General features: G+C 40.5%; 16 protein-coding genes. 8 read left to right on the forward strand and 8 right to left on the reverse strand.

The window, feature by feature from the left end; all coding sequences use genetic code 11:
- Positions 1–75: 75 nt before the first annotated feature.
- The 5 genes from L1283_RS13105 to L1283_RS13125 all read right to left on the reverse strand — a co-directional run bounded on the left by L1283_RS13105 (position 76) and on the right by L1283_RS13125 (position 6,027).
- Positions 76–741, reverse strand: a complete 666-nt coding sequence (locus tag L1283_RS13105) for an OmpW/AlkL family protein (RefSeq protein ID WP_088163182.1) — start codon at positions 739–741, stop codon at positions 76–78.
- A gap of 460 nt (positions 742–1,201) precedes the next feature.
- Entirely contained in the window at positions 1,202–2,872 is a 1,671-nt protein-coding gene (locus L1283_RS13110) for a glutamine--tRNA ligase/YqeY domain fusion protein (protein WP_429626238.1), read from the reverse strand.
- A gap of 178 nt (positions 2,873–3,050) precedes the next feature.
- A complete protein-coding gene (locus L1283_RS13115) occupies positions 3,051–3,698 on the reverse strand; it encodes a carbonic anhydrase (protein ID WP_075994442.1) in 648 nt (215 codons plus the stop codon).
- Between the two features lie 208 nt (positions 3,699–3,906).
- Positions 3,907–5,451 carry a SulP family inorganic anion transporter gene (locus tag L1283_RS13120; protein WP_088163179.1) on the reverse strand — a complete coding sequence of 515 codons (1,545 nt, stop codon included), beginning with the start codon at positions 5,449–5,451 and terminating at the stop codon, positions 3,907–3,909.
- A 240-nt stretch (positions 5,452–5,691) separates the two neighbouring features.
- Complete coding sequence (locus tag L1283_RS13125) at positions 5,692–6,027, reverse strand: hypothetical protein (RefSeq protein WP_232475633.1); 336 nt, start codon at positions 6,025–6,027, stop codon at positions 5,692–5,694.
- A gap of 168 nt (positions 6,028–6,195) precedes the next feature.
- Between L1283_RS13125 and L1283_RS13130 the strand changes: the two genes are divergently transcribed.
- From L1283_RS13130 to L1283_RS13140, 3 genes are all read left to right on the forward strand, one after another.
- Positions 6,196–7,737, forward strand: a complete 1,542-nt coding sequence (locus tag L1283_RS13130) for a helicase HerA-like domain-containing protein (RefSeq protein ID WP_333886267.1) — start codon at positions 6,196–6,198, stop codon at positions 7,735–7,737.
- A 134-nt stretch (positions 7,738–7,871) separates the two neighbouring features.
- Complete coding sequence (locus tag L1283_RS13135; RefSeq protein ID WP_088163177.1) at positions 7,872–8,783, forward strand: sugar phosphate nucleotidyltransferase; 912 nt, start codon at positions 7,872–7,874, stop codon at positions 8,781–8,783.
- Between the two features lie 98 nt (positions 8,784–8,881).
- The gene (locus L1283_RS13140) at positions 8,882–9,565 is read left to right on the forward strand and encodes a TIGR02117 family protein (protein ID WP_429626242.1); all 684 of its coding nucleotides are present in this window, start codon (positions 8,882–8,884) and stop codon (positions 9,563–9,565) included.
- A gap of 111 nt (positions 9,566–9,676) precedes the next feature.
- Here the strand turns inward: L1283_RS13140 and dnaK are convergent, their stop codons facing one another.
- From dnaK to L1283_RS13155, 3 genes are all read right to left on the reverse strand, one after another.
- Positions 9,677–11,581 carry a molecular chaperone DnaK gene (dnaK, locus tag L1283_RS13145; protein ID WP_075994436.1) on the reverse strand — a complete coding sequence of 635 codons (1,905 nt, stop codon included), beginning with the start codon at positions 11,579–11,581 and terminating at the stop codon, positions 9,677–9,679.
- A gap of 131 nt (positions 11,582–11,712) precedes the next feature.
- Positions 11,713–12,597, reverse strand: coding sequence for a GLPGLI family protein (locus L1283_RS13150; protein ID WP_145329039.1), 885 nt, complete (start codon positions 12,595–12,597; stop codon positions 11,713–11,715).
- Positions 12,590–15,277 carry a TonB-dependent receptor gene (locus L1283_RS13155; RefSeq protein WP_429626244.1) on the reverse strand — a complete coding sequence of 896 codons (2,688 nt, stop codon included), beginning with the start codon at positions 15,275–15,277 and terminating at the stop codon, positions 12,590–12,592. The genes L1283_RS13150 and L1283_RS13155 overlap by 8 nt, the downstream gene beginning before the upstream one ends.
- 227 nt (positions 15,278–15,504) lie before the next feature.
- Between L1283_RS13155 and L1283_RS13160 the strand changes: the two genes are divergently transcribed.
- The 5 genes from L1283_RS13160 (at position 15,505) to L1283_RS13180 (ending at position 19,769) form a co-directional block, all read left to right on the forward strand.
- Positions 15,505–16,059, forward strand: a complete 555-nt coding sequence (locus L1283_RS13160; RefSeq protein ID WP_145329043.1) for a thioredoxin family protein — start codon at positions 15,505–15,507, stop codon at positions 16,057–16,059.
- 205 nt (positions 16,060–16,264) lie between these two features.
- Positions 16,265–16,642 (forward strand): transposase, encoded by a 378-nt coding sequence (locus tag L1283_RS13165; protein ID WP_286848000.1) that lies wholly within the window; start codon positions 16,265–16,267, stop codon positions 16,640–16,642.
- Positions 16,639–17,619: an IS3 family transposase gene (locus tag L1283_RS13170; protein WP_429626246.1), complete on the forward strand. Its 981-nt coding sequence runs from the start codon at positions 16,639–16,641 to the stop codon at positions 17,617–17,619. Before L1283_RS13165 ends, L1283_RS13170 begins: the two co-directional genes overlap by 4 nt.
- Before the next feature lie 446 nt (positions 17,620–18,065).
- Positions 18,066–18,428 carry an MmcQ/YjbR family DNA-binding protein gene (locus tag L1283_RS13175; RefSeq protein ID WP_088163171.1) on the forward strand — a complete coding sequence of 121 codons (363 nt, stop codon included), beginning with the start codon at positions 18,066–18,068 and terminating at the stop codon, positions 18,426–18,428.
- Between the two features lie 144 nt (positions 18,429–18,572).
- Positions 18,573–19,769, forward strand: a complete 1,197-nt coding sequence (locus L1283_RS13180; protein WP_286848277.1) for a PCMD domain-containing protein — start codon at positions 18,573–18,575, stop codon at positions 19,767–19,769.
- Positions 19,770–19,774 lie beyond the last annotated feature (5 nt).

Genomic DNA, 19,774 nt, shown 5'->3' on the forward strand with positions numbered 1-19,774 from the left:
AAAAACCATATGAGGCCTCTTCTAAAATATTGGAAGAGGCCTCGATACATATAGGATAGGGAATGAGCCAAATGATTAGAATTTCATGCCGACTCCAAAGCCGAGCAGGAAGGGATTGATGTCAACTTTTGCCGGTATGGATAAGTTAGGTGCAAGATTTGATGCATCAACATTGACATCGGTTTTTAAAAGAATGTACTTCGCATCCAAATTCACGAAATATTTTTCAGATAGCTTAAAATCAATTCCCAGCTGAGTCGCAAAACCGAAAGCATTATCGTATTTTACATTTTTTACCGTTTGTCCCGCGTTGACGCTATAGAATATTGTATAATTTATTCCTGCACCTACATAAGGTTTAATGGCACCATCGGGGAAGAAATGATACTGAGCTGTCAGTGTCGGAGGAAGGAGCCATACACTGCCAAGATCGACATTGCTGGATGAACTGCCACCAATGGCAGTTAAATTTGAACCGGTTGTATTAACTTTATGTTTTGTAGTCCCAAGGATCAATTCCGCAGCAATGTTTTTTGTGAAGAAATAGGTGAAGTCCAGTTCAGGGATAAATTTCGTATTGATGTCGACGTCTCCGCCTATGGTATTAATATTGGCCGATTCGTTTGGCATGACTGTCACACCTCTGAGTCTCATTTGCCAGCGTTGATTAGGGATTGTTTGTGCCTGTAAACTTAGTGCGCCTAGGGTGAGTGTCAGTGCAATTAAAAGTAGCTTTTTCATATCATTAAGGGTATTTTGTTTGCTGTAAAACTATTGCTAAAATCACGGCAAAAGAGTGACGATAATCAGGTTGAAAAATGAATGATACGATGTTTTTCTTATTGCAGATGATGTACCTTTATAAATTACTGCTGTAAAAAAAAGAGAAGTACGGGAGGGCATAAATCGGCTGTTGTAGTTTTTCAGTTCGAAGAAAGTAAACGGGCAGGCAGTTTTCAAGCAGTTATCTGGATTGAGAACGAGCTAACCTGATAAAAGGTGGTCATTTTCGAGCAGGAGTGGATTCTTTGGGAAGCTTTATCTATGAGAGCTGATGTTCCAAGAGGTTGACAGAGCTGTAGTTTAGCCAGATTAATGGGGATATAAATCCAGCATGTTGGAGAATATTGGGGATAAGAATACACTATAAAAAGAAGAGGTTGGAATCACTTCCAACCTCTTCTTTTTATGGGTTACGATTTTACGCGTTTTTCTTTACTTCCTTACCCCAAGAATCTTTTAATGTAACCGTACGGTTAAAGACTAAATGAGCTGGAGTTGAATGTGTATCTAAGGTAAAATACCCCAATCGTATAAATTGATATCCTTTCCCCGGGGTTGCATTTGCAAGATCCGGTTCAATGTAAGCACGTTCAATGATATGTAGGCTTTCAGGATTTATCGATGCTTTAAAATCTTCTGCAGCGGCAGGATTTTCATCATTGAACAATCTGTCGTACAGTCTCACTTCGGCTTCTTTTGCATGTGGAACAGAGATCCAGTGGATTGTTCCTTTTACTTTTAATCCCGAAGTGTCTTCTCCCGATTTTGAGTTTGGAACATACGTACAATGAACTTCCGTTACATGGCCATTTTCATCTTTCACAAAATCATGACAGGTGACGATGTAAGCATGTTTCAAACGTACAGAAAGCCCAGGGCCTAAACGGAAGAATTTTTTTGGTGCATCTTCCATAAAATCATCGCGCTCTATCCAGAGCTCCTTTGAAAATGGAATGGAGCGTGAACCTTCACCACCTTCGACTTCTGGATTGTTCTCGCCAAGAAGATCCTCTACCTGACCATCAGGATAGTTGGTGATCACCAATTTGATTGGATCAAGAACAGCCATTCTGCGCCATGCCGTTTTGTTGAGATCCTCACGGATACAAAATTCCAAAAGACTGACATCGATCATGTTTTCACGTTTTTGAACGCCGATTTTTTCACAGAAGTTGCGGATACTCGCAGGTGTGTACCCTCTTCTGCGCAATCCTGAGATCGTAGGCATACGCGGGTCGTCCCAGCTTTCAACAAACTTCTCATTGACCAACTGCAGCAATTTACGTTTACTCATGACGGTATAAGTCATATTCAAACGTGCAAATTCGTATTGTTTGGAAGGGAAAATCTCCAATTTATCAATACACCAATCATAAAGTGGACGGTGTGGAATAAATTCCAGCGTACAGATCGAATGTGTAATTTTCTCAATGGAATCTGATTGTCCATGCGCAAAATCATACATTGGGTAGATACACCATTGATCCCCTGTTCTGTGGTGATGCGCATGTTTGATGCGGTATAACAAAGGATCACGCAAATGCATATTGGGGCTAGCTAAATCAATCTTTGCACGTAGCACTTTTTCACCATCTTGGTATTTACCGGCACGCATAGCCGCGAATAAGGTTAGATTTTCCTCAATAGACCTATCGCGATAGGGAGTGGGAACACCCGGTTCTGTTGGGGTACCTTTTGCTGCTGCAATTTCTTCAGCAGTACTGTCGTCGACATAAGCTAGACCTTTTTTAATTAGATCAACGGCATAACTATATAGTGTCTCGAAATAATCTGAAGTATATAATTCCTCTGCCCACTGGAATCCAAGCCATTGAATATCTTTCTTGATACTTTCAACATACTCAGTGTCCTCAGTGACAGGGTTAGTGTCATCAAAACGTAGATTAGTCTTGCCATTATACTGCTGTGCTAATCCAAAATTCAAGCAGATGGATTTGGCGTGACCAATGTGGAGGTAACCATTTGGCTCAGGAGGAAAACGTGTCAATACACGTCCGCCATGCTTCCCTGTACGAAGATCCTCTTCGACAATTTCCTCGATAAAATTTAATGATTTTTCTTCACTCATAATACAAAGTTAATTATTCGCCGTGAAATATTAGCTAGGAGATCGTAGATATTCGGCTTAGCATGAGCGGTTGAATATTGCAGCTGTATCTGTTGGAATGGAGAGACTTAATAACGTTGGGATATCAAATAAAAAAGGGACGAAATTTCGTCCCTTTTTACCGATTTTTGTTACTACTCTATTTATAAGCGAAGACTTCACCTAGCTCATCATTATTGGTAAAGGTACAGTGTTGATCGATCAATTCTCCCGTGCCGATATTGATAATCATTCCATGTACCGCAAGATCATTACGCTCTTTCCATGCGTTTTGGATAATCGACGTCGCACAAAGATTGAAAACCTGTTCTTGTACGTTGAGCTCGATTAAGCGATTTACTTTTTTATCATGTTCCTGGATCGCATCGATCTCTGCACTATGTAAGCGATAGACATCCTTGATATGGCCCAACCAGTTGTCGATAATACCATACTGCTTACGGCTTAAAGATGCCGCAACACCACCGCAGCCATAGTGACCAGCGATAATCACATGTTTTACTTTCAGCACATTCACGGCATAGTCTAATACGGAAAGCATACTCATATCCGAGTGAATGACCATGTTGGCAATATTACGGTGAACGAAAACCTCCCCCGGCTTTGTACCGGTCAATTCATTTGCGGGCACACGGCTATCTGCACAACCGATCCAAAGAATTTCCGGATTTTGACCTTTAGCAAGTTGTTGGAAGCGTCCCGTAGCGTCATTCTTTACGAATTCCATCCACTCTTTATTTCCTTTTATGATATTGTCAAATCCTATTTTTAAATCTTTATTTTCCATATTCTTCTTATTTCACTCTTGCCCAAAGGCATCGTTTCGATTTTATTATAATAATACAAATGTCTAAATTCATTGTTTACTTCAAACAACTTATTTTTTATTGAAAATCTGTTCTTGATGTTCAATAATCCTTCCTCTTGTTTCAACCAAGGGTGCTGGTAGAACGATGGAACGTAATGGCTTACGCGATACGTCGAAAACCTTTCCCTTATGAGGAGGGTTTTTTATAGACAACCTGCAAAAGCTCGATGTCTTTTCCCTTACTTCTCGCGTTCTGCTCAAAATCTTTTATGACTTCGATGACATCCTTGTCTATAAATTTACTGAATGTTCCATCGATGCGGATCTTACTGATAGATTTTGGTAAGCTGTATAATTTCTGTTGGATAGGAACCTTGTTCAAAAAGGATACTTCCTCCGCTAATGTAATGACGGCCTTATCTTCTTCATTGTCTTTTTCAATATTATATTTGAAAGCATTTTTCATATTTGCTCTCAAAATATAGAATGTCGCCACGACAATACCTATTCCTACACCCATAAGAAGGTCGGTAAACACGATCGCTACAATGGTGACAAAAAATGGAATAAATTGATCTAAGCCTTTTTTGTACATTGAGGTGAATAGGCTTGGTTTAGCCAATTTATACCCTGTATGGAGAAGGATAGCCGCTAAACAGGCCAAAGGAATCATATTCAGCATTGTTGGGATAGCGAGCATAGCGACCAATAGCCACATACCATGCATGATAGCAGACTGTCTTGTTTTTCCACCTGCATTGACGTTTGCTGATGAGCGTACGATAACGGATGTTAAGGGTAGACCGCCTAGAAGTCCACTGGTCATATTACCGATTCCTTGTGCAACGAGTTCACGGTTGGTTGGCGTATTTCTTTTGTAAGGGTCTATTTTATCAACCGCCTCGATACTCAATAAGGTTTCTAGACTTGCAATAATTGCAATCGTAAATGCAGCTATCCACACATCTTTGTTGACAATCTGTGTGAAGTCCGGTAGGGTAAATAATCCTGTGAATTCAGCAAAAGAACCTACAATAGGGACCAAAACAAATTGTTTATCGTGCAATTGGAGCGCTGAGCCGTTGAAAAAATAAGCTAAGCTTACGCCCAGAATCACGACAACCAATGGGGCCGGAACCTTATTAAGCTTTGGAATAGATGGCCAGAAGATTAGAATTGCCAATGATAGTGCACAGATGATCAATGCACCAAAGTTGATCGCAGAGGCGATCGTATCAAAATAGGCGCCAATACCATGTCCATTGTCCATTTCGAAGGCATGTGTTTCCACTAAGCCCAATGCCAAAGGAATCTGCTTCATGATAATTGTGATGCCGATCGCGGCAAGCATACCGACAATGACCGCTGAAGGGAAATAATTGCCGATCATCCCGGCTTTTAATATACCAAGAATGACCTGCACTACACCAGCGATCACGACGGCAAGTAGAAAGGTTTCATATGCGCCCAGGCTTTGAATAGCACCTAAGACAATAACGGTAAGACCAGCAGCTGGCCCACTTACACTGAGTGGTGATTTACTGATTGAAGCGACAACAATTCCACCAATTACACCAGTCAATAATCCTGCAAACAATGGCGCACCAGAGGCCATTGCAATTCCCAAACATAATGGAAGTGCCACCAAAAACACCACAACACTAGCAGGGAAGTCATATTTTAAGTCTCTTTTCGATAGTTTCAGAAAAGCCGACGTACGAGTTCCAAACATAAAATTTGTGTTTATCTATAAATAAAGTTTTCATCAGGCAACCTTTAGTGAGCTGTAGCTGTGTATCGTTATATCATCTGACCTTCAAGAGCATTGACAAAGTGTCTTGCTGAGAAAGCTCAACGATAAGATTCAACCGAACTAAAGCAGATAGGTTACTTCAGAAAAATCAAGGATACCGCACATGCTTTATCTTTTGCATGCGGGTCGATGGAAGTACATCCCCGAGGGATGCCTTTATTAACAGTTAGGAGGCGGTGTTGGAACCGTAGGATGGAAAGCTAAAATGCTTTTCTCATTTTTAAGATAATTCTTCTGTTTTCCTTGGTTCTCAACGATAATGGTTTCAAATACAATAGGTTCTTCTGTTTTTGTATTGAAAAATTTTGAGGCGGTTTCAAGTGTGTCGTTACTTGCACCGTTATTGTTTTCGATTTCAAGTTGTAAAACGACCTGTAAGATGGTGCTTTGATCTAAGCTGTTGGAAAAAATAGGCGAAATAGAGATGGCCATCTTTGTGAAAAAGATGATAGCACAAAGGAATGCTGCCACAAATCTAAACCGCTTATTTAACATTTTTTATTACCTTTAATCTTACTGTTTTACATCGTAAAAATAGTAATTCTATGTTAAATTCAAATTAATAGTGCACTAAAAATAAAATTTGGCACGAAATTGTGACGAAGAGATTATTTTTTGAAAAGTTTTCAATTTTCTTTGATTTATAAATATTAAGCCTTTCGTATGGCAAATAAAGAACAATTTATTGAGAAGGTCCAGGCCTCCTATAATCCCAAGGGAGCATTTATCTATCTGGGAGCGGGAATGCTCAATGGTGAAATTTTGGCTGAGGCAAAAGTGAATCTAGCCTTGAAAATGATGAACCGTCACGGACTTATTGCCGGGGCCACCGGAACCGGTAAAACGCGTACGCTACAATTAATCGCCGAACAGTTGTCGGATGCCTCTGTACCTGTATTTATGCTGGATGTCAAGGGCGATTTATCAGGCTTAGCAGAACCAGGTGTCACCAATCAGGCCCTTATTGATCGGGGAAACGCCGTGGGCGTGCCGTTTGAGCCGTCGTCATTTCCCGTTGAACTGTATTCACTTTCTGGCAATAAGGGGATTCCTATGCGGATTACCGTAGAAGATTTCGGACCTGTCTTGCTGGGCCGGATCCTGGAACTCAATGAAACACAAACAGGGGTATTGGCCGCAATGTTTAAATATGCGCAAGATCATCAAATGCCATTGATCGATTTTTCAGATACCAAAAAACTGCTAAGCTACCTTTCAGAAGGACCTGGTAGCGAAGAAATCAAAAGCGATTATGGTAAGATTAGTTCCGCCAGCTCGGGAACTATCCTGCGTAAGATCGTCGCTTTGGAGCAGCAAGGTTTGGCTCATATCTTTGGCGAGAAAGAGTTTGACATCAACGATTTGTTTCAAAAAGTAGATGGGAAAGGCGTGATTAGCCTGTTGAATATTTCCGATGTGCAAGATCAACCTGTACTGTATTCTACATTCTTATTGAGTTTATTGGCACAATTGTTTAAAAATATGCCCGAAGTTGGCGACCTGGATAAACCGAAGCTGGTCTTTTTCTTTGATGAAGCCCATCTGCTGTTCAACGGAGCTCCTAAAGCCTTTTTGACACAGGTGGATCAGATTATTCGTCTTATCCGTTCGAAGGGGATAGGTGTTTTCTTCTGTACACAGTCTCCAACCGATGTACCGGAGTCTGTATTGGCGCAATTGGGAAATCGGGTGCAGCATGCATTGCGTGCCTTTACACCCAACGATGCTGAAAACTTAAAGAAGACAGTCAAAACGTATCCAAAATCTGATTTTTATGAAATTGATCAGATGTTGACCGCTTTGGGGACGGGACAGGCATTGATTACCGTATTGAACGACAAAGGTATTCCTACAGAGGTTGTTGCTACGCATTTGGTACCAGCACGTGCCGTGATGGGGCCTGCAGCTGATGCAACAATCAACCAGATTATCAATCAGTCTGATTTGAAAGCTAAATACCAGGAGCGACAGGAAAATCGTTCTGCAGCTGAAATCATAGATGAAAGAATGCAGGCCGCTGAGCAGGAACAACAACGTGCGGCACAGGAAAAAGAAGCAGAGAAGGCAAGTCGGCCTTCTTCCAGAAGACAGACGCCTTTGGAGGCTGCACAACGAACTGCGACAACGACGCTAGCACGGGAAGGAGTTAAGTTGTTGGGCAAATTAGCGACGGGTTTATTAAACGCATTTTTAAAAAAGAAATAACAATAATTTTTTGATTCTTTTCGTTTCAATACTATACCTTTGAAGGTGGAGCTGAACTTAGCTAAATTTGCTTTTAAGGGCAAATTTAGCTAAGTTTGCGGACGAAAAGAAAATTCTATTAACGCAATTTAAATATGAGTAAACCAACCCTTTTGATTTTGGCAGCAGGAATGGCTAGCCGGTATGGTTCTTTAAAACAAGTCGACAGTTTTGGCCCACACGGCGAGACAATTATTGACTATTCAATTTACGATGCCATTTGCGCAGGATTTGGAAAAGTTGTCTTCATTATCAGGGAGGAGTTCCTAGATAAAATGAAAGAAGTTTTTGATGAAAAATTGAAAGGTAAAATAGAAGTAGATTACGCTTTTCAAGATTTTGACCTAACGAAATTTGGCGTTAACCACGTTATCGAAAGAACTAAACCTTGGGGTACTGCCCATGCGGTGATGAGCGCTAAGGATAAAGTGCATGAACCTTTTTGTGTAATCAATGCAGACGATTTCTATGGCTCGGATTCTTTTCAAAAAATGGCCGAATTCTTAACAACCGAAGTTTCTGATGAGCAAATGTCATTGATGGGCTTCCAGGTTGGAAATACCATGTCTGATTATGGTTATGTTTCACGCGGAGTATGTGAGGTTACCCCTTCTGGACACATGGAAAGTGTAACTGAACGTACAAATATATACTACAAAGGTGAAGGTGACGATCGCAAAATCGTTTATGAAGAAAATGGTGTTGAAACAGACCTAGATCCAAAAACCCGCGTTTCGATGAACTTTTGGGGTTTTACACCAAAGATTTTCGAAGTGGCGCAGGCGATGTTCCCTGCATTTGTTGAGGAAAATAAGGAGAATTTAAAAGCAGAATTTTTCATTCCTTCCGTACCGGATTATATGGTGAAACATAAGTTGGCTGATTTTAAAGTGATCCCAACTTCTTCGAAATGGTTTGGCGTAACTTATAAAGAAGATAAACCTATCGTACAAGAATCGATTTCGAAATTAGTAGCTGATGGAATATATCCTGAAAAGTTATTTTAAGAGCTAAAAGAAATAGCTTATCTTTCACCTGTATTGTCAAGCAATACAGGTTTTTTTTGACCTGTGCGCTAGATTAATTGAGCGGAAATAGATCTTAGATGAAAAAAATTCTTAAGGTGTTTGGTTATATTATTTTAGGATTGTTGTCTTTTTGTGTGCTCTATATTGTTGCTGAATACAGTCTGTCAAGAATTTCGGCTCCAACGAAGAATATAGACGAAGAGAAGACGATTCAGGTTTTTGTTCAGTCCAATGGTATTCATACCGATATTGTATTGCCTGTCGTTAACGAAGAGATGGATTGGTCGCAACTATTTCCTTATGGAAATACGGTTGGGAAACATAGCGGATATCGGTATGTGGGTATCGGTTGGGGTGATAAAGGATTCTATTTGGACACACCAGAATGGAAGGATTTAAAAGCATCGACGGCCTTTGTTGCTGCCTTTGGATTGGGGGAGTCTGCCATTCATGTGACCTATTACAATACGGTTCAGCAGGATGAGTTATGTTTTGCTTATCAGATCAGTAGATCCCAATATAGGGATCTGATAAAATATATAGAAGATTCGTTGGATCGAAATCAAGCGGAAACTATTTTGGTGAAAACAGATGCACAGTATGGTGACTCAGATGCTTTTTATGAAGCAAAGGGAGCCTATAGCATGTTTTATTCTTGCAATACCTGGACAAATAATGCCTTAAAGAAGGCGGCTATGCCAGCAGGTATATGGGCGACATTGGACAAAGGAATATTAAGTCACTATAAAAATAAGAAGTAGTTAGAAATACATAAGCAGGATCTCGTTGAATGTGAAGTGAGATAGTGAAAATGATAGCCATAAAAAAAGCTCCAGGATTAATCCCGGAGCTTTTTTTATGAGGAGGAGTGATTACTTCACTTCTTCGTAATCTACGTCAGTTACATCATCACCACCTTGGTTTCCACCTTGAGCTTGACCTGCATCACCTTGAGGTTGTTGTGCACCACCTTGAGAAGCAGCATACATTTCTTCAGAGGCAGCATTCCAAGCATTTTGCAATTCTTCGGAAGCAGCGTCGATATCAGCAAAGTTTTTCGCCTCGTAAGCAGCTTTTAATTTGGTTAAGCCAGCTTCAATTGGCGCTTTTTTATCTGCTGAAATTTTATCGCCATATTCTTTCAATTGTTTTTCAGTTGAGAAGATTAAAGCGTCAGCTGCATTTACTTTGTCAGCTTCTTCTTTCATTTTTTTGTCAGCATCAGCATTTGCTTCAGCTTCTTCTTTCATGCGTTTGATTTCGTCGTCAGACAAACCTGAAGATGCTTCGATACGGATATTTTGTTCTTTTCCAGTAGCTTTATCTTTTGCAGATACTTTGATGATACCATTCGCATCAATATCAAAAGTAACTTCGATTTGAGGAACGCCACGAGGAGCTGGTGGAATGTCATTTAAATGGAAACGGCCGATTGTACGGTTTTGGTTTGCCATAGGACGTTCACCTTGTAAGATGTGAATTTCTACAGATGGCTGATTGTCTGAAGCAGTAGAGAATGTTTCCGATTTTTTAGTTGGAATTGTTGTATTTGCTTCGATCAATTTAGTCATCACACCACCCATTGTCTCAATACCTAATGAAAGTGGAGTAACATCCAATAATAAAACGTCTTTTACTTCACCTGTCAATACACCACCTTGGATAGCAGCACCTAAAGCTACAACTTCATCTGGGTTTACACCTTTAGAAGGCTCTTTTCCGAAGAATGCTTTTACAGCATCAACGATTGCAGGGATACGAGTAGAACCACCTACTAAGATAATTTCATCAATATCAGATTTGCTGAAACCAGCATTTTTCAATGCAGACTCACAAGGAGCAATTGTTCTCTTGATCAAGTCAGCAGCCAAAGCTTCAAATTTAGCGCGTGATAATGAACGAACTAAGTGTTTTGGACCAGTTGCATCAGCAGTGATATATGGCAAGTTGATTTCAGTAGAAGTTGCGCTTGATAATTCAATTTTCGCTTTCTCAGCTGCTTCTTTCAAACGTTGCAATGCCATTGGGTCTTTTTTCAAGTCAAAGCCATTGTTTTCACTTTTGAATTCTTCGTTCAACCAGTTGATGATTACGTTATCAAAGTCATCACCACCTAAGTGTGTATCACCGTCAGTAGATTTAACTTCAAATACACCGTCACCTAATTCCAATACCGAAACGTCATGTGTACCACCACCACAGTCAAACACAACAATTTTCATGTCTTTGTGTGCTTTGTCTAAACCGTAAGCTAAAGCTGCAGCTGTAGGTTCGTTGATGATACGTTTTACAGATAAACCAGCGATTTCACCAGCTTCTTTTGTTGCTTGACGTTGTGCGTCGTTGAAATATGCAGGAACTGTAATAACAGCTTCAGTTACTTCTTGACCTAAGAAATCCTCAGCTGTTTTCTTCATTTTTTGAAGAATCATGGCAGAGATCTCTTGTGGTGTATATTTGCGGTCATCAATTTCTACACGAGGTGTATTGTTGTCACCTTTAACGATTTTATAAGGTACGTGTTCAGCTTCTTTCACAGCTTCATCGTATGAAAGTCCCATAAAACGTTTGATGGAATAAATAGTTTTATGCGGGTTAGTAATTGCTTGACGCTTTGCTGGGTCCCCAACTTTGCGCTCGCCACCTTCTACGAAAGCTACGATCGAAGGAGTTGTACGTTTACCTTCGTTGTTCGTAATTACTACAGGCTCGTTACCTTCCATTACGGCAACACATGAGTTTGTAGTACCTAAGTCAATTCCTATAATTTTAGACATATCTTGTGTTTTAATTTTTTACTTAATAAATTCTATCAGTCTATTATCAACCCTTATGCCAATCCAAAAGTTTTGTAAAAAAAACACTATTTGTCATCAATTTGTCTTTAGGTACTGCCAAACTGACATTTTCAATACACCAGTTGCTCTAATATCCTTTTTTTTGCTGACTCGTTTTGGCGATTGCGTGGCATATATCTGCCAAAGATTTCCGAAAATTCGGCAAGTTTCATTTTTTTTGATTTCTTATCCCGCCAGTCAGAAGGAATAAGTTTATTGGTATAGGCGATATTGGTAGCCCAATATTGAATGTGCATTTCTGGGATGACAAGACCCAATATCATTCCCGGGAGGCCATGGCTCAAGGCTGGTCCGGCCGATACTGGGATTTCTTCCGAATAGTAGGCAATCAGATAAAGTGAGTCTTTGGTGGCACCGTTGACTCTACGGCAATTTACACCAGCAATATTGCGGAACTCTTCGGTGAAACGCCAAGTGATGCTGTCCAATGTTTCCGAAAGAATGTATTTTTCGTCGATATCAAGCTGGATGTCTGCTGTACCAGCTTTCAGATCCTGGTAGAGGACCTTGCCATTCTTGTTGGCGCCAGCTCTAAACTGCCCCCTTTGGTTTCCTCCGCTTCGGGCCGCACCCTGAGATCTGCCCCTTCTGCCATTTGCCGAACTTATCGTAGGTGCAGCCATTTTTACTTCAGCACGTTGCTTTTCGGTACCCTCGCTTTCCTCGGGCATCAACAGGGTAGAATTCTCATCAAAGTAGAAGTTTAATTTTTCTGTATGTGAATCCGGTAGCTTGTCGAGATATTCCATCATTCCCATACCCCTGTCCATTCCTTTCGAGTTCATGTCGTTGGACATCTGCCGTATGCGTGCTTTTGTGTAGGTAACTTTGTCAAAACTGATGGTACCCCTACTTCCAAAATAGGCGTATTGTGCCTGAAGGGATAAACCATACAAGCAGCAGATGATTAGTGTTAAATATATTTTTTTAATCATTTCCTTTCCCTAGATATTTGTTGAAATCCCATTTTACACCGACCAAAAAATACTGCGTCAATACCTGTTGAACAGATTCGGAATAGTTGGTGTCACTCGCATTACGGCGTGTGTTGTTAAAGGTGTTGAAAAGGTCAAAGGCCTTTACGCTGAGTGTCATGCTCTCATCTTTCAGTACTTTTTTCTCCAATTCGATATTGGTATAAAATTGATTGATTGATTTCTTATAGAGTTTTGTAGGTCCTGTGTAGCTATAGAAAAGGTTGGCCATGATATTAAACTTCTTTGGTAGAAAGTATTTGACATAGGCCGAGGTCCCACCTTGAAAACTTGTTGCGTTGTATTGTGTGTTGATCGAGTTTTGTTGGATATTGAAGCCGGCGTTTGCAGAAAGGTCGAAATCGAACCCTTCTGAATCTTGTTCATTTAAGCTTGAACCTAGGCTAAAGTTGGTATTCTTTGCATTGTTCAGCAGAAACTCGCCACCGGATTGTCCGCCTTCAAATTTGGTGTAGCTATAGCTGTTGTTAAATCTAACATTTGCACTTTTGTTAAAATTGATACGTCGATTGGCCAAAGGCTGCATATGGTTGATATTCAGACCACCATTCCAGTTGGATTTGCCGGATAGATTTTCATAAGTACTGATCTGGGCAGAGTTGTCCAGTATGGTTGTTTTGTTGACAATCGGATTATTTACGAAAGATAAGTTTCCGTTGATATTGATGTTGGTTCCTTTCAATAAACTGAAAGCATTATAGTTGGCCGAAATATTATTGTTCACCGCACGTTTTAGGTCAGGATTACCAACTTGTTGAAACAAAGGGTTGGTCTGAGGTTGCAGCGGTTGTAACTGATCAAAGGATGGAATGATATTCGAACTTTGATAAGCTAAACGTATATTTTTGCTATTTGAAAGGCGATAATTCGCATCAACATTTAAATTGTTGTCCCAAAAATTCCGGGCGAGATCGATTGACCTATAACTATCATTTAACTTCTGATTCTTATAGAACGTACGGTTGGAAAAATTGATCTCCAACTTTTCCCTACGATAGGAAAAATTCACATTAACGCCCTGATTGGTGTTATTGTCGATCTGGTTTTGAGAATACAGCGAATCAAACTTTTGGGTAATATTGTCTATCGAATTTTGGGTATTTGTATTCTTCGAATGATTGAAGCTATAACCTAAAGCTAGATTGATATAGTCACTGATTCGGTTATTGAAGTTAATTGACGAGTTGAAGTCATTTCCGCTAGTCCGTCCGTGCCGATCTTGATCAATAATTGTGCTGTCTCCTGTTTTGTAGAAATAGGTTCGCGAATAGACTTTGCTGTCTGAATTTGACTCTTTGTGGTTATTCCCGACCATTAGGTTGACGGAACGACCCGCTTTTAACCGTTTTCTATAATTTAACCGAAAATTATTGTTAGAGCTTGAAGAGTTCGATTGATTGTTCTCTCTAAAGTCGCTGATCGGATTACCTGATCCGTCGCCCGTTTTGCTGTCTGTATAGGTTAGATTAGCGTTGGTGGCCCAATTGGCATTGGATTGCAGGTCCATAGTTTGCGTGGAATCCAGTCGTATGTTAAGGTTTGACCTTAAACCATTGCTTCGACTATGCCTTTCATTATCGTTTTTGCTGTTTTTTTCCTGAATGGACTCGTCTGGCAGTACATTCTTATTGTAAGTCTCCGAGTGATTCCTGTTGCTGTTGTTGTCGTAACCATAGTTGGCATTGACTTTTAGGGCTTTTTTGAAGAACTGATTTTCATAATTGGCACCAAGGTTTGTGTTCAGAGGTTCGCCCGTAATTTGGTTGTTCATGCGTAGAGAGCCTTCACGGCCGCTTGAACTGCCCATGTTGTTGTGACTCGCGGTGATGCCAATCCGCTCAGTCTTATTAAATTTCGCCGCAAAGAGATTTCCCGCATACAATTCTTTTGATCCAGCCAATGCTTCCATGTTTCCAAAGACACCCTTTCTTGCTTTCTCTTTGAGTACAACATTAACTGTCTGAATTCTTACGCCATCATCGATGCCTGACAGCTCAGCTTCCTCCGATTTTTTCTCATAGAGCTGCACCTTGTCAACGGCATCTGCCCGTACATTTCGAATGGCTATTTTAGGATCATAGCCAAAAAATTCTTCCCCATCGATAAACACTTTCTGTACAGATTTTCCTTGAGCCGTGATACTTCCATCTCCGGTAACCGTGAAACCGGGTAGACGACGTAGTAAATCCTCTAGCTTCGCATTTTTTTCTGTTGCAAAACTCGCCGCATCATATTCGATGGTGTCGCCTTTCAGTGTAATTGGAAGACGTCGGGTGACAATCACCTCCTGCAACACATTTCTTTGGGAATTTATTTTGATATCATGCAGGTCGAGATCTTTGTCTGCAATTTGGATCGTATCACTATATAGTTCAAATTTAGGGTAAGTGGCCAAAATAATGTAGCTCCCGGGTTTGATATTTTTGACCTGGAATTTTCCTTCTTCATTGGCTCGGTTAAAATAACGGAGGACTGAATCGCGGTTCAGTAAAATAATGGAAGCATTGGTCAGGGGCTTGTCATCCGCCTTGTCTAGAATCCTCCCCTTGATGTTTATTTGGGAGTAAGCACTGTTGATGACGATAAATAGTAAAAGTATTAATTGAACTAATCTTTTCATGTACGGGTTGTATCTTTCAAAGATAATTTACTTAATCGTTAATAAATGTAAAACATCTCTTCTGAATGTAAAATCTTTGGTATATAAGGCAGAGGAAATCACATTTTTTCTTGCTCTACATGTGCTTTTTGAGCATCATTTTTTTTATTGCATTCAATACAGATTGTTGGCGGAAGGTTTTTTGAGAAAGTTAGAAGTAAAATTTACCTTTGCACAAAATTGGTATTATGACGTTTGAAAATTACTTACAACAATTCGAAGATATCTTAAATCATCCTGAGAATCACCCTGCCTATCAAGATGATGAATATTATCAGTACACAAAAATGAACTGGACAAGAATGGGCCGTTGGTTAAAACGCTTTGAACCAACGTCGACTTTTGAACAATTTGTGGAGTCAATTACTGAAAAGCAACAATGGATCATTATTACTGAACCTTGGTGCGGGGATGCAGCGCATTCGGTGCCTATGTTGGCGAAGATGGCCTCAAAAAATCCCAATATCAGGGTGGATATCCAATTGCGTGACAGCGCTCCGTTTCTGATCGATTCTTATTTAACCAACGGCGGTAAATCTATTCCAATTCTAGTGATACGTAATGGACAGGGGCAGGATTTGGCTGTCTGGGGTCCAAGACCTCAAGCTTGCCAGGAGCTGTTTTTGAAGATGAAGGCGCAAGGGGCAGATTTCTCCGAAATCAAAGAGGAGATTCAAAAGTGGTACAATGCCGATAAAGGAACCGAAATCCAAAAGGAAATCCAGGCTTTGCTAGAAAAATAAGAAAAAATACATCTTTATAATAGACTGGCAATTTTTAAGTTTAACCGGATAATCATCTCAGGAGTAGACCTGGTCTTTCCTGAGCATGGTTTGAAAAGGTGAAAGAATTCGCTGTAACAGTCCGCGTTTAACTTCGGTATATGTAAGTGTCCATTCCTGAAAAAGGTTTACAAAAAACGAATATTAAAATCTTAAATTTAATATTATGAAAAAGCGTATGACAAAACGTAAATCAGGGGGACAGCAAGTTTACAGCGATAGCTTCAAAATCCTCGTTTCCAGAGAATACCTTGCGGGCAAGCTGAGTTATTCGCAACTTGCCCAGAAGTACAATCTTCCGAGGGAAGCCACTCCGCGGTATTTTATGAAATGGTACCAGCAGTGGGAAAGCAATCTGGAGCTGGAAGTTCCCCAGGCTGTGGAGTCAGAAGATATCGGGTTGAAAAATGAGCAGGATCTCAGGGATGAACTCTTCCAGGCGAACCTCAAAATTACTGCCCTGGAGATGCTGATCAAAAAAGCGGAGGAGCTCCATGGGGCTGATTTTGTAAAAAAGTCTGGGGCCAAATCGTCCAAGAAATGAAGTCGTGTTACCAGAATGTTTCGGTCTCCAAACTTTGTGGACTATTTGGCAGAACAAGGCAATCCTACTATAAATATATGGGCAGAGAGCAGGAATATTCCGTTCGCAGTGGTCTTGTGTTGGCGCGGGTACGTGAAATTCGGAAGGACTCCCATCGTATGGGTACCCTTAAACTCCGCAGCATATTGGCCAAAGAAATGGGCAGCGCGATGACTGGACTGGGAAGGGACGCTTTTTTCAGGCTGTTACGTGAGAATGACCTTTTGGTCAAATGCAAACGCAGGTATGCCATCACCACCCAATCCGATCACCGTTTCAAAAAGTGGCCCGACCTTGTGCAGCGCAGGCAGGCCCTGCGCCCCGAGCAGATATGGGTAAGTGACATCACCTACATCCGCATCCGGGACAAATGGATCTACCTGTGCCTGGTCACAGACGCCTATTCCCGAAAGATCGTGGGATACAAACTTACCCACAGACCAACAGCCCAGGCCTGTATATCAGCGCTCAGGATGGCCATATCACATCGAATCTACCCGCAGAGCAGTCTGACCCACCACTCGGATCGGGGCATCCAATATTGCAGCACAAATTATGTCACTATATTGCAGGAAAATGGGATCGCAATAAGCATGACGCAATCCGGGAGCCCATATGACAATGCCGTGGCAGAAAGGCTAAATGGCATCCTAAAAAGCGAATATCGCATGGCTGAGACCTTTCCGGACTACAAAACGGCACTTGCACAGCTGGTCAAGGCAGTCAATATATACAATCATTTTAGGCCACATATGTCCTGCAATATGATGTCTCCCCAGCAGGCACATCAGCAATTGCAGAACCAAAAAGTTCCCAAAATGTTTCAAAGACGTAACGCTGAGTCAAAAAAGTTCCGCAGCAAAACTAGGGAAACTGTGGTTAGGGAAAGGACAACCGATAACAGTCAGAAAACGGACAATGACAACCAAATCCAGTAGAAAAAATAGGATGTAAAATCTATATAGTAATCTGTTCGGTAAATGTAAACCTATTTCAGTATAAGACAAAGCCTATTTCAGTATAATATATTCTGCCTTTTAACGCTGCTTGTTCGGTGCTTCTTCGGTACTTGTTCGGTACTCATTCGGAGCTTCTTCGGTTACAAGCGAAGAAGCTCCGAATGAGTACCGCTTCATATCCGTCGATAATTCCTATAAATACCGAAGTTGTCCTATGCTTTTCATTGTCTAATTCCAGTTTATTCCGCATTTGTTTTTCTCTGTATCCATATCGCTTTATTGCCAATAGGTTTAATATCGTCTTTGCTAAAGATTAAAAGATTTTAAGTAAAACGATCCGCTGTTTTTGTTAGCTTTATATGGATTATTGTCCATTTTATGAAGGGCATTCAGATTAACTTAAAGGATAACTAAAACAAAAAAATATGAACATTGAAGATCTGAGAGAATATTGTTTGTCTATTGGGCCAGTTATGGAGGAGACGCCATTTGGTCCGGATACACTGGTATTTAAGGTTGGTGGCAAGATTTTTTTATTGGTGGGACTGGATCAGATTGATGAGCTTCGGTTTAATGTGAAGTGTAATCCGGAGTGGGCAATTGAACTGCGTGAAAGGCATGAACACACAGTGCTTCCGGGGTATCATATGAATAAAAAGCATTGGAATACCATTATTGCTAATCGGGAACTTGATGATAGAAAGCTTGAAGAGTTAATTTTGCATAGCTATCAACTTATTGTCGAAAGCCTGCCTGTGAAGATTAGACAAGAAATAAGTGGGCGCTAAGTGTGGTTTACGTGTAAAGAATTAGTTGCTTGGTGCATAAAAGGTATTAAAAGGGCTGTTTTTGGAGCGAGGAATAGTAGCTTTGCTAACTCGATGTATCGCTCAATAACATCGATCATTAAATTTACACTAAATATTATTTTTATGAAACGAACACGAAATTACTCGTGGTTAATCTGTTTTATGCTTCTTTTCAGTTTGGGAAGTTGTATAAAGGAAGAAGCGCTAAATATGGAAGCGGATATTGTCGGTGTTCATGCCGATGAAGATGTCTTCTTGCTGAACCCGGTCATCTCAAATACGCAAGTTACACTTTATCTTCAGCCCAATATTCATGATCTTACCAAGTTGAATATGACTTTTGACCTGACTCCTGGTGCCTCGATTGAGCTTTTGAAGGATTCTTTGAAAATGCCGGTCGGAACTCAGGATATGAATAAAGTAATTGTTGATGAATTGCTAAAAAACGGCGTATATTATAAAGTTACGTCCGAAGATCATCAGTTTACAAAGAACTACCTGATTAAAATTGTGAAAACAGATGGTGGATTTGTTCCAACAGAATATGGCTTTGAAGATACGGCGATCGATAAAGATGATAAATACACCATATTTTACAATAAAATTGATGGCCAGGATTTCTATAATTGGGCTTCCGGAAATCCAAGTTTCTCCTTGACATTGAGCTTGGGAGGAGGTACAAAGGAGCCCGAGTCATATCCTACTAAAACGAGTTCGGATGCACATTCAGGATCGAAAGCGGCTTTATTGGAAACGAAGTTGACCGGTGCTTTTGGGGCGATGTTCAAGAAACCTATTGCTGCCGGAAATCTTTTTATAGGAGCGTTTGATACGGGGCCTGTATTGACAGATCCACTTTCGGCAACGCAGTTTGGTCTTCCTTTCAATCAGATACCGTTGGTTTTGGAAGGTTACTATAAATATAGTCCTGGCGCGACGGTGACGGACGAAAACATGAAGCCGGTCAATACCAAAGATTCCTGTGATATCTATGCGGTTTTTTATAATCGCAAGCAGCTGATGGATTCGGAGCCTGATCCGAAGAAGAAAGTTTCCTATTTGACCGGACATAATATTTTGAAAGATCCAAGTATAGTGGCTATAGCCAGGCTGGAAAATGGTGGCGCAACAGCGACCAATGGTTTTGTCAAGTTTACATTGCCATTTAAGTACACGGCGAAAGTAACTGATGCTGACGTTGCCAATTTGGATTATAGCATTGCTATTGTGATGTCTTCGAGTAAATATGGTGATAATTTTATTGGTGCTGTCGGTAGTAAGTTAACGGTGGATGATCTCAAAATTGTAACGAAGAAATAATGAAA

Origin of the sequence: Sphingobacterium sp. HSC-15S19 (assembly GCF_050433745.1) — a bacterium.
GTDB classification, from domain to species: Bacteria; Bacteroidota; Bacteroidia; order Sphingobacteriales; family Sphingobacteriaceae; genus Sphingobacterium; species Sphingobacterium siyangense.

What these genes read in the sequence shown, in the direction of transcription:
- L1283_RS13105 (WP_088163182.1), bottom strand. Translation starts at nt 741, where the DNA reads ATGAAAAAGCTACTTTTAATTGCACTGACACTCACCCTAGGCGCACTA.
- L1283_RS13110 (WP_429626238.1), bottom strand. Translation starts at nt 2,872, where the DNA reads ATGAGTGAAGAAAAATCATTAAATTTTATCGAGGAAATTGTCGAAGAG.
- L1283_RS13115 (WP_075994442.1), bottom strand. Translation starts at nt 3,698, where the DNA reads ATGGAAAATAAAGATTTAAAAATAGGATTTGACAATATCATAAAAGGA.
- L1283_RS13120 (WP_088163179.1), bottom strand. Translation starts at nt 5,451, where the DNA reads ATGTTTGGAACTCGTACGTCGGCTTTTCTGAAACTATCGAAAAGAGAC.
- L1283_RS13125 (WP_232475633.1), bottom strand. Translation starts at nt 6,027, where the DNA reads ATGTTAAATAAGCGGTTTAGATTTGTGGCAGCATTCCTTTGTGCTATC.
- L1283_RS13130 (WP_333886267.1), top strand. Translation starts at nt 6,196, where the DNA reads ATGGCAAATAAAGAACAATTTATTGAGAAGGTCCAGGCCTCCTATAAT.
- L1283_RS13135 (WP_088163177.1), top strand. Translation starts at nt 7,872, where the DNA reads ATGAGTAAACCAACCCTTTTGATTTTGGCAGCAGGAATGGCTAGCCGG.
- L1283_RS13140 (WP_429626242.1), top strand. Translation starts at nt 8,882, where the DNA reads ATGAAAAAAATTCTTAAGGTGTTTGGTTATATTATTTTAGGATTGTTG.
- dnaK (WP_075994436.1), bottom strand. Translation starts at nt 11,581, where the DNA reads ATGTCTAAAATTATAGGAATTGACTTAGGTACTACAAACTCATGTGTT.
- L1283_RS13150 (WP_145329039.1), bottom strand. Translation starts at nt 12,597, where the DNA reads ATGATTAAAAAAATATATTTAACACTAATCATCTGCTGCTTGTATGGT.
- L1283_RS13155 (WP_429626244.1), bottom strand. Translation starts at nt 15,277, where the DNA reads ATGAAAAGATTAGTTCAATTAATACTTTTACTATTTATCGTCATCAAC.
- L1283_RS13160 (WP_145329043.1), top strand. Translation starts at nt 15,505, where the DNA reads ATGACGTTTGAAAATTACTTACAACAATTCGAAGATATCTTAAATCAT.
- L1283_RS13165 (WP_286848000.1), top strand. Translation starts at nt 16,265, where the DNA reads ATGAAAAAGCGTATGACAAAACGTAAATCAGGGGGACAGCAAGTTTAC.
- L1283_RS13170 (WP_429626246.1), top strand. Translation starts at nt 16,639, where the DNA reads ATGAAGTCGTGTTACCAGAATGTTTCGGTCTCCAAACTTTGTGGACTA.
- L1283_RS13175 (WP_088163171.1), top strand. Translation starts at nt 18,066, where the DNA reads ATGAACATTGAAGATCTGAGAGAATATTGTTTGTCTATTGGGCCAGTT.
- L1283_RS13180 (WP_286848277.1), top strand. Translation starts at nt 18,573, where the DNA reads ATGAAACGAACACGAAATTACTCGTGGTTAATCTGTTTTATGCTTCTT.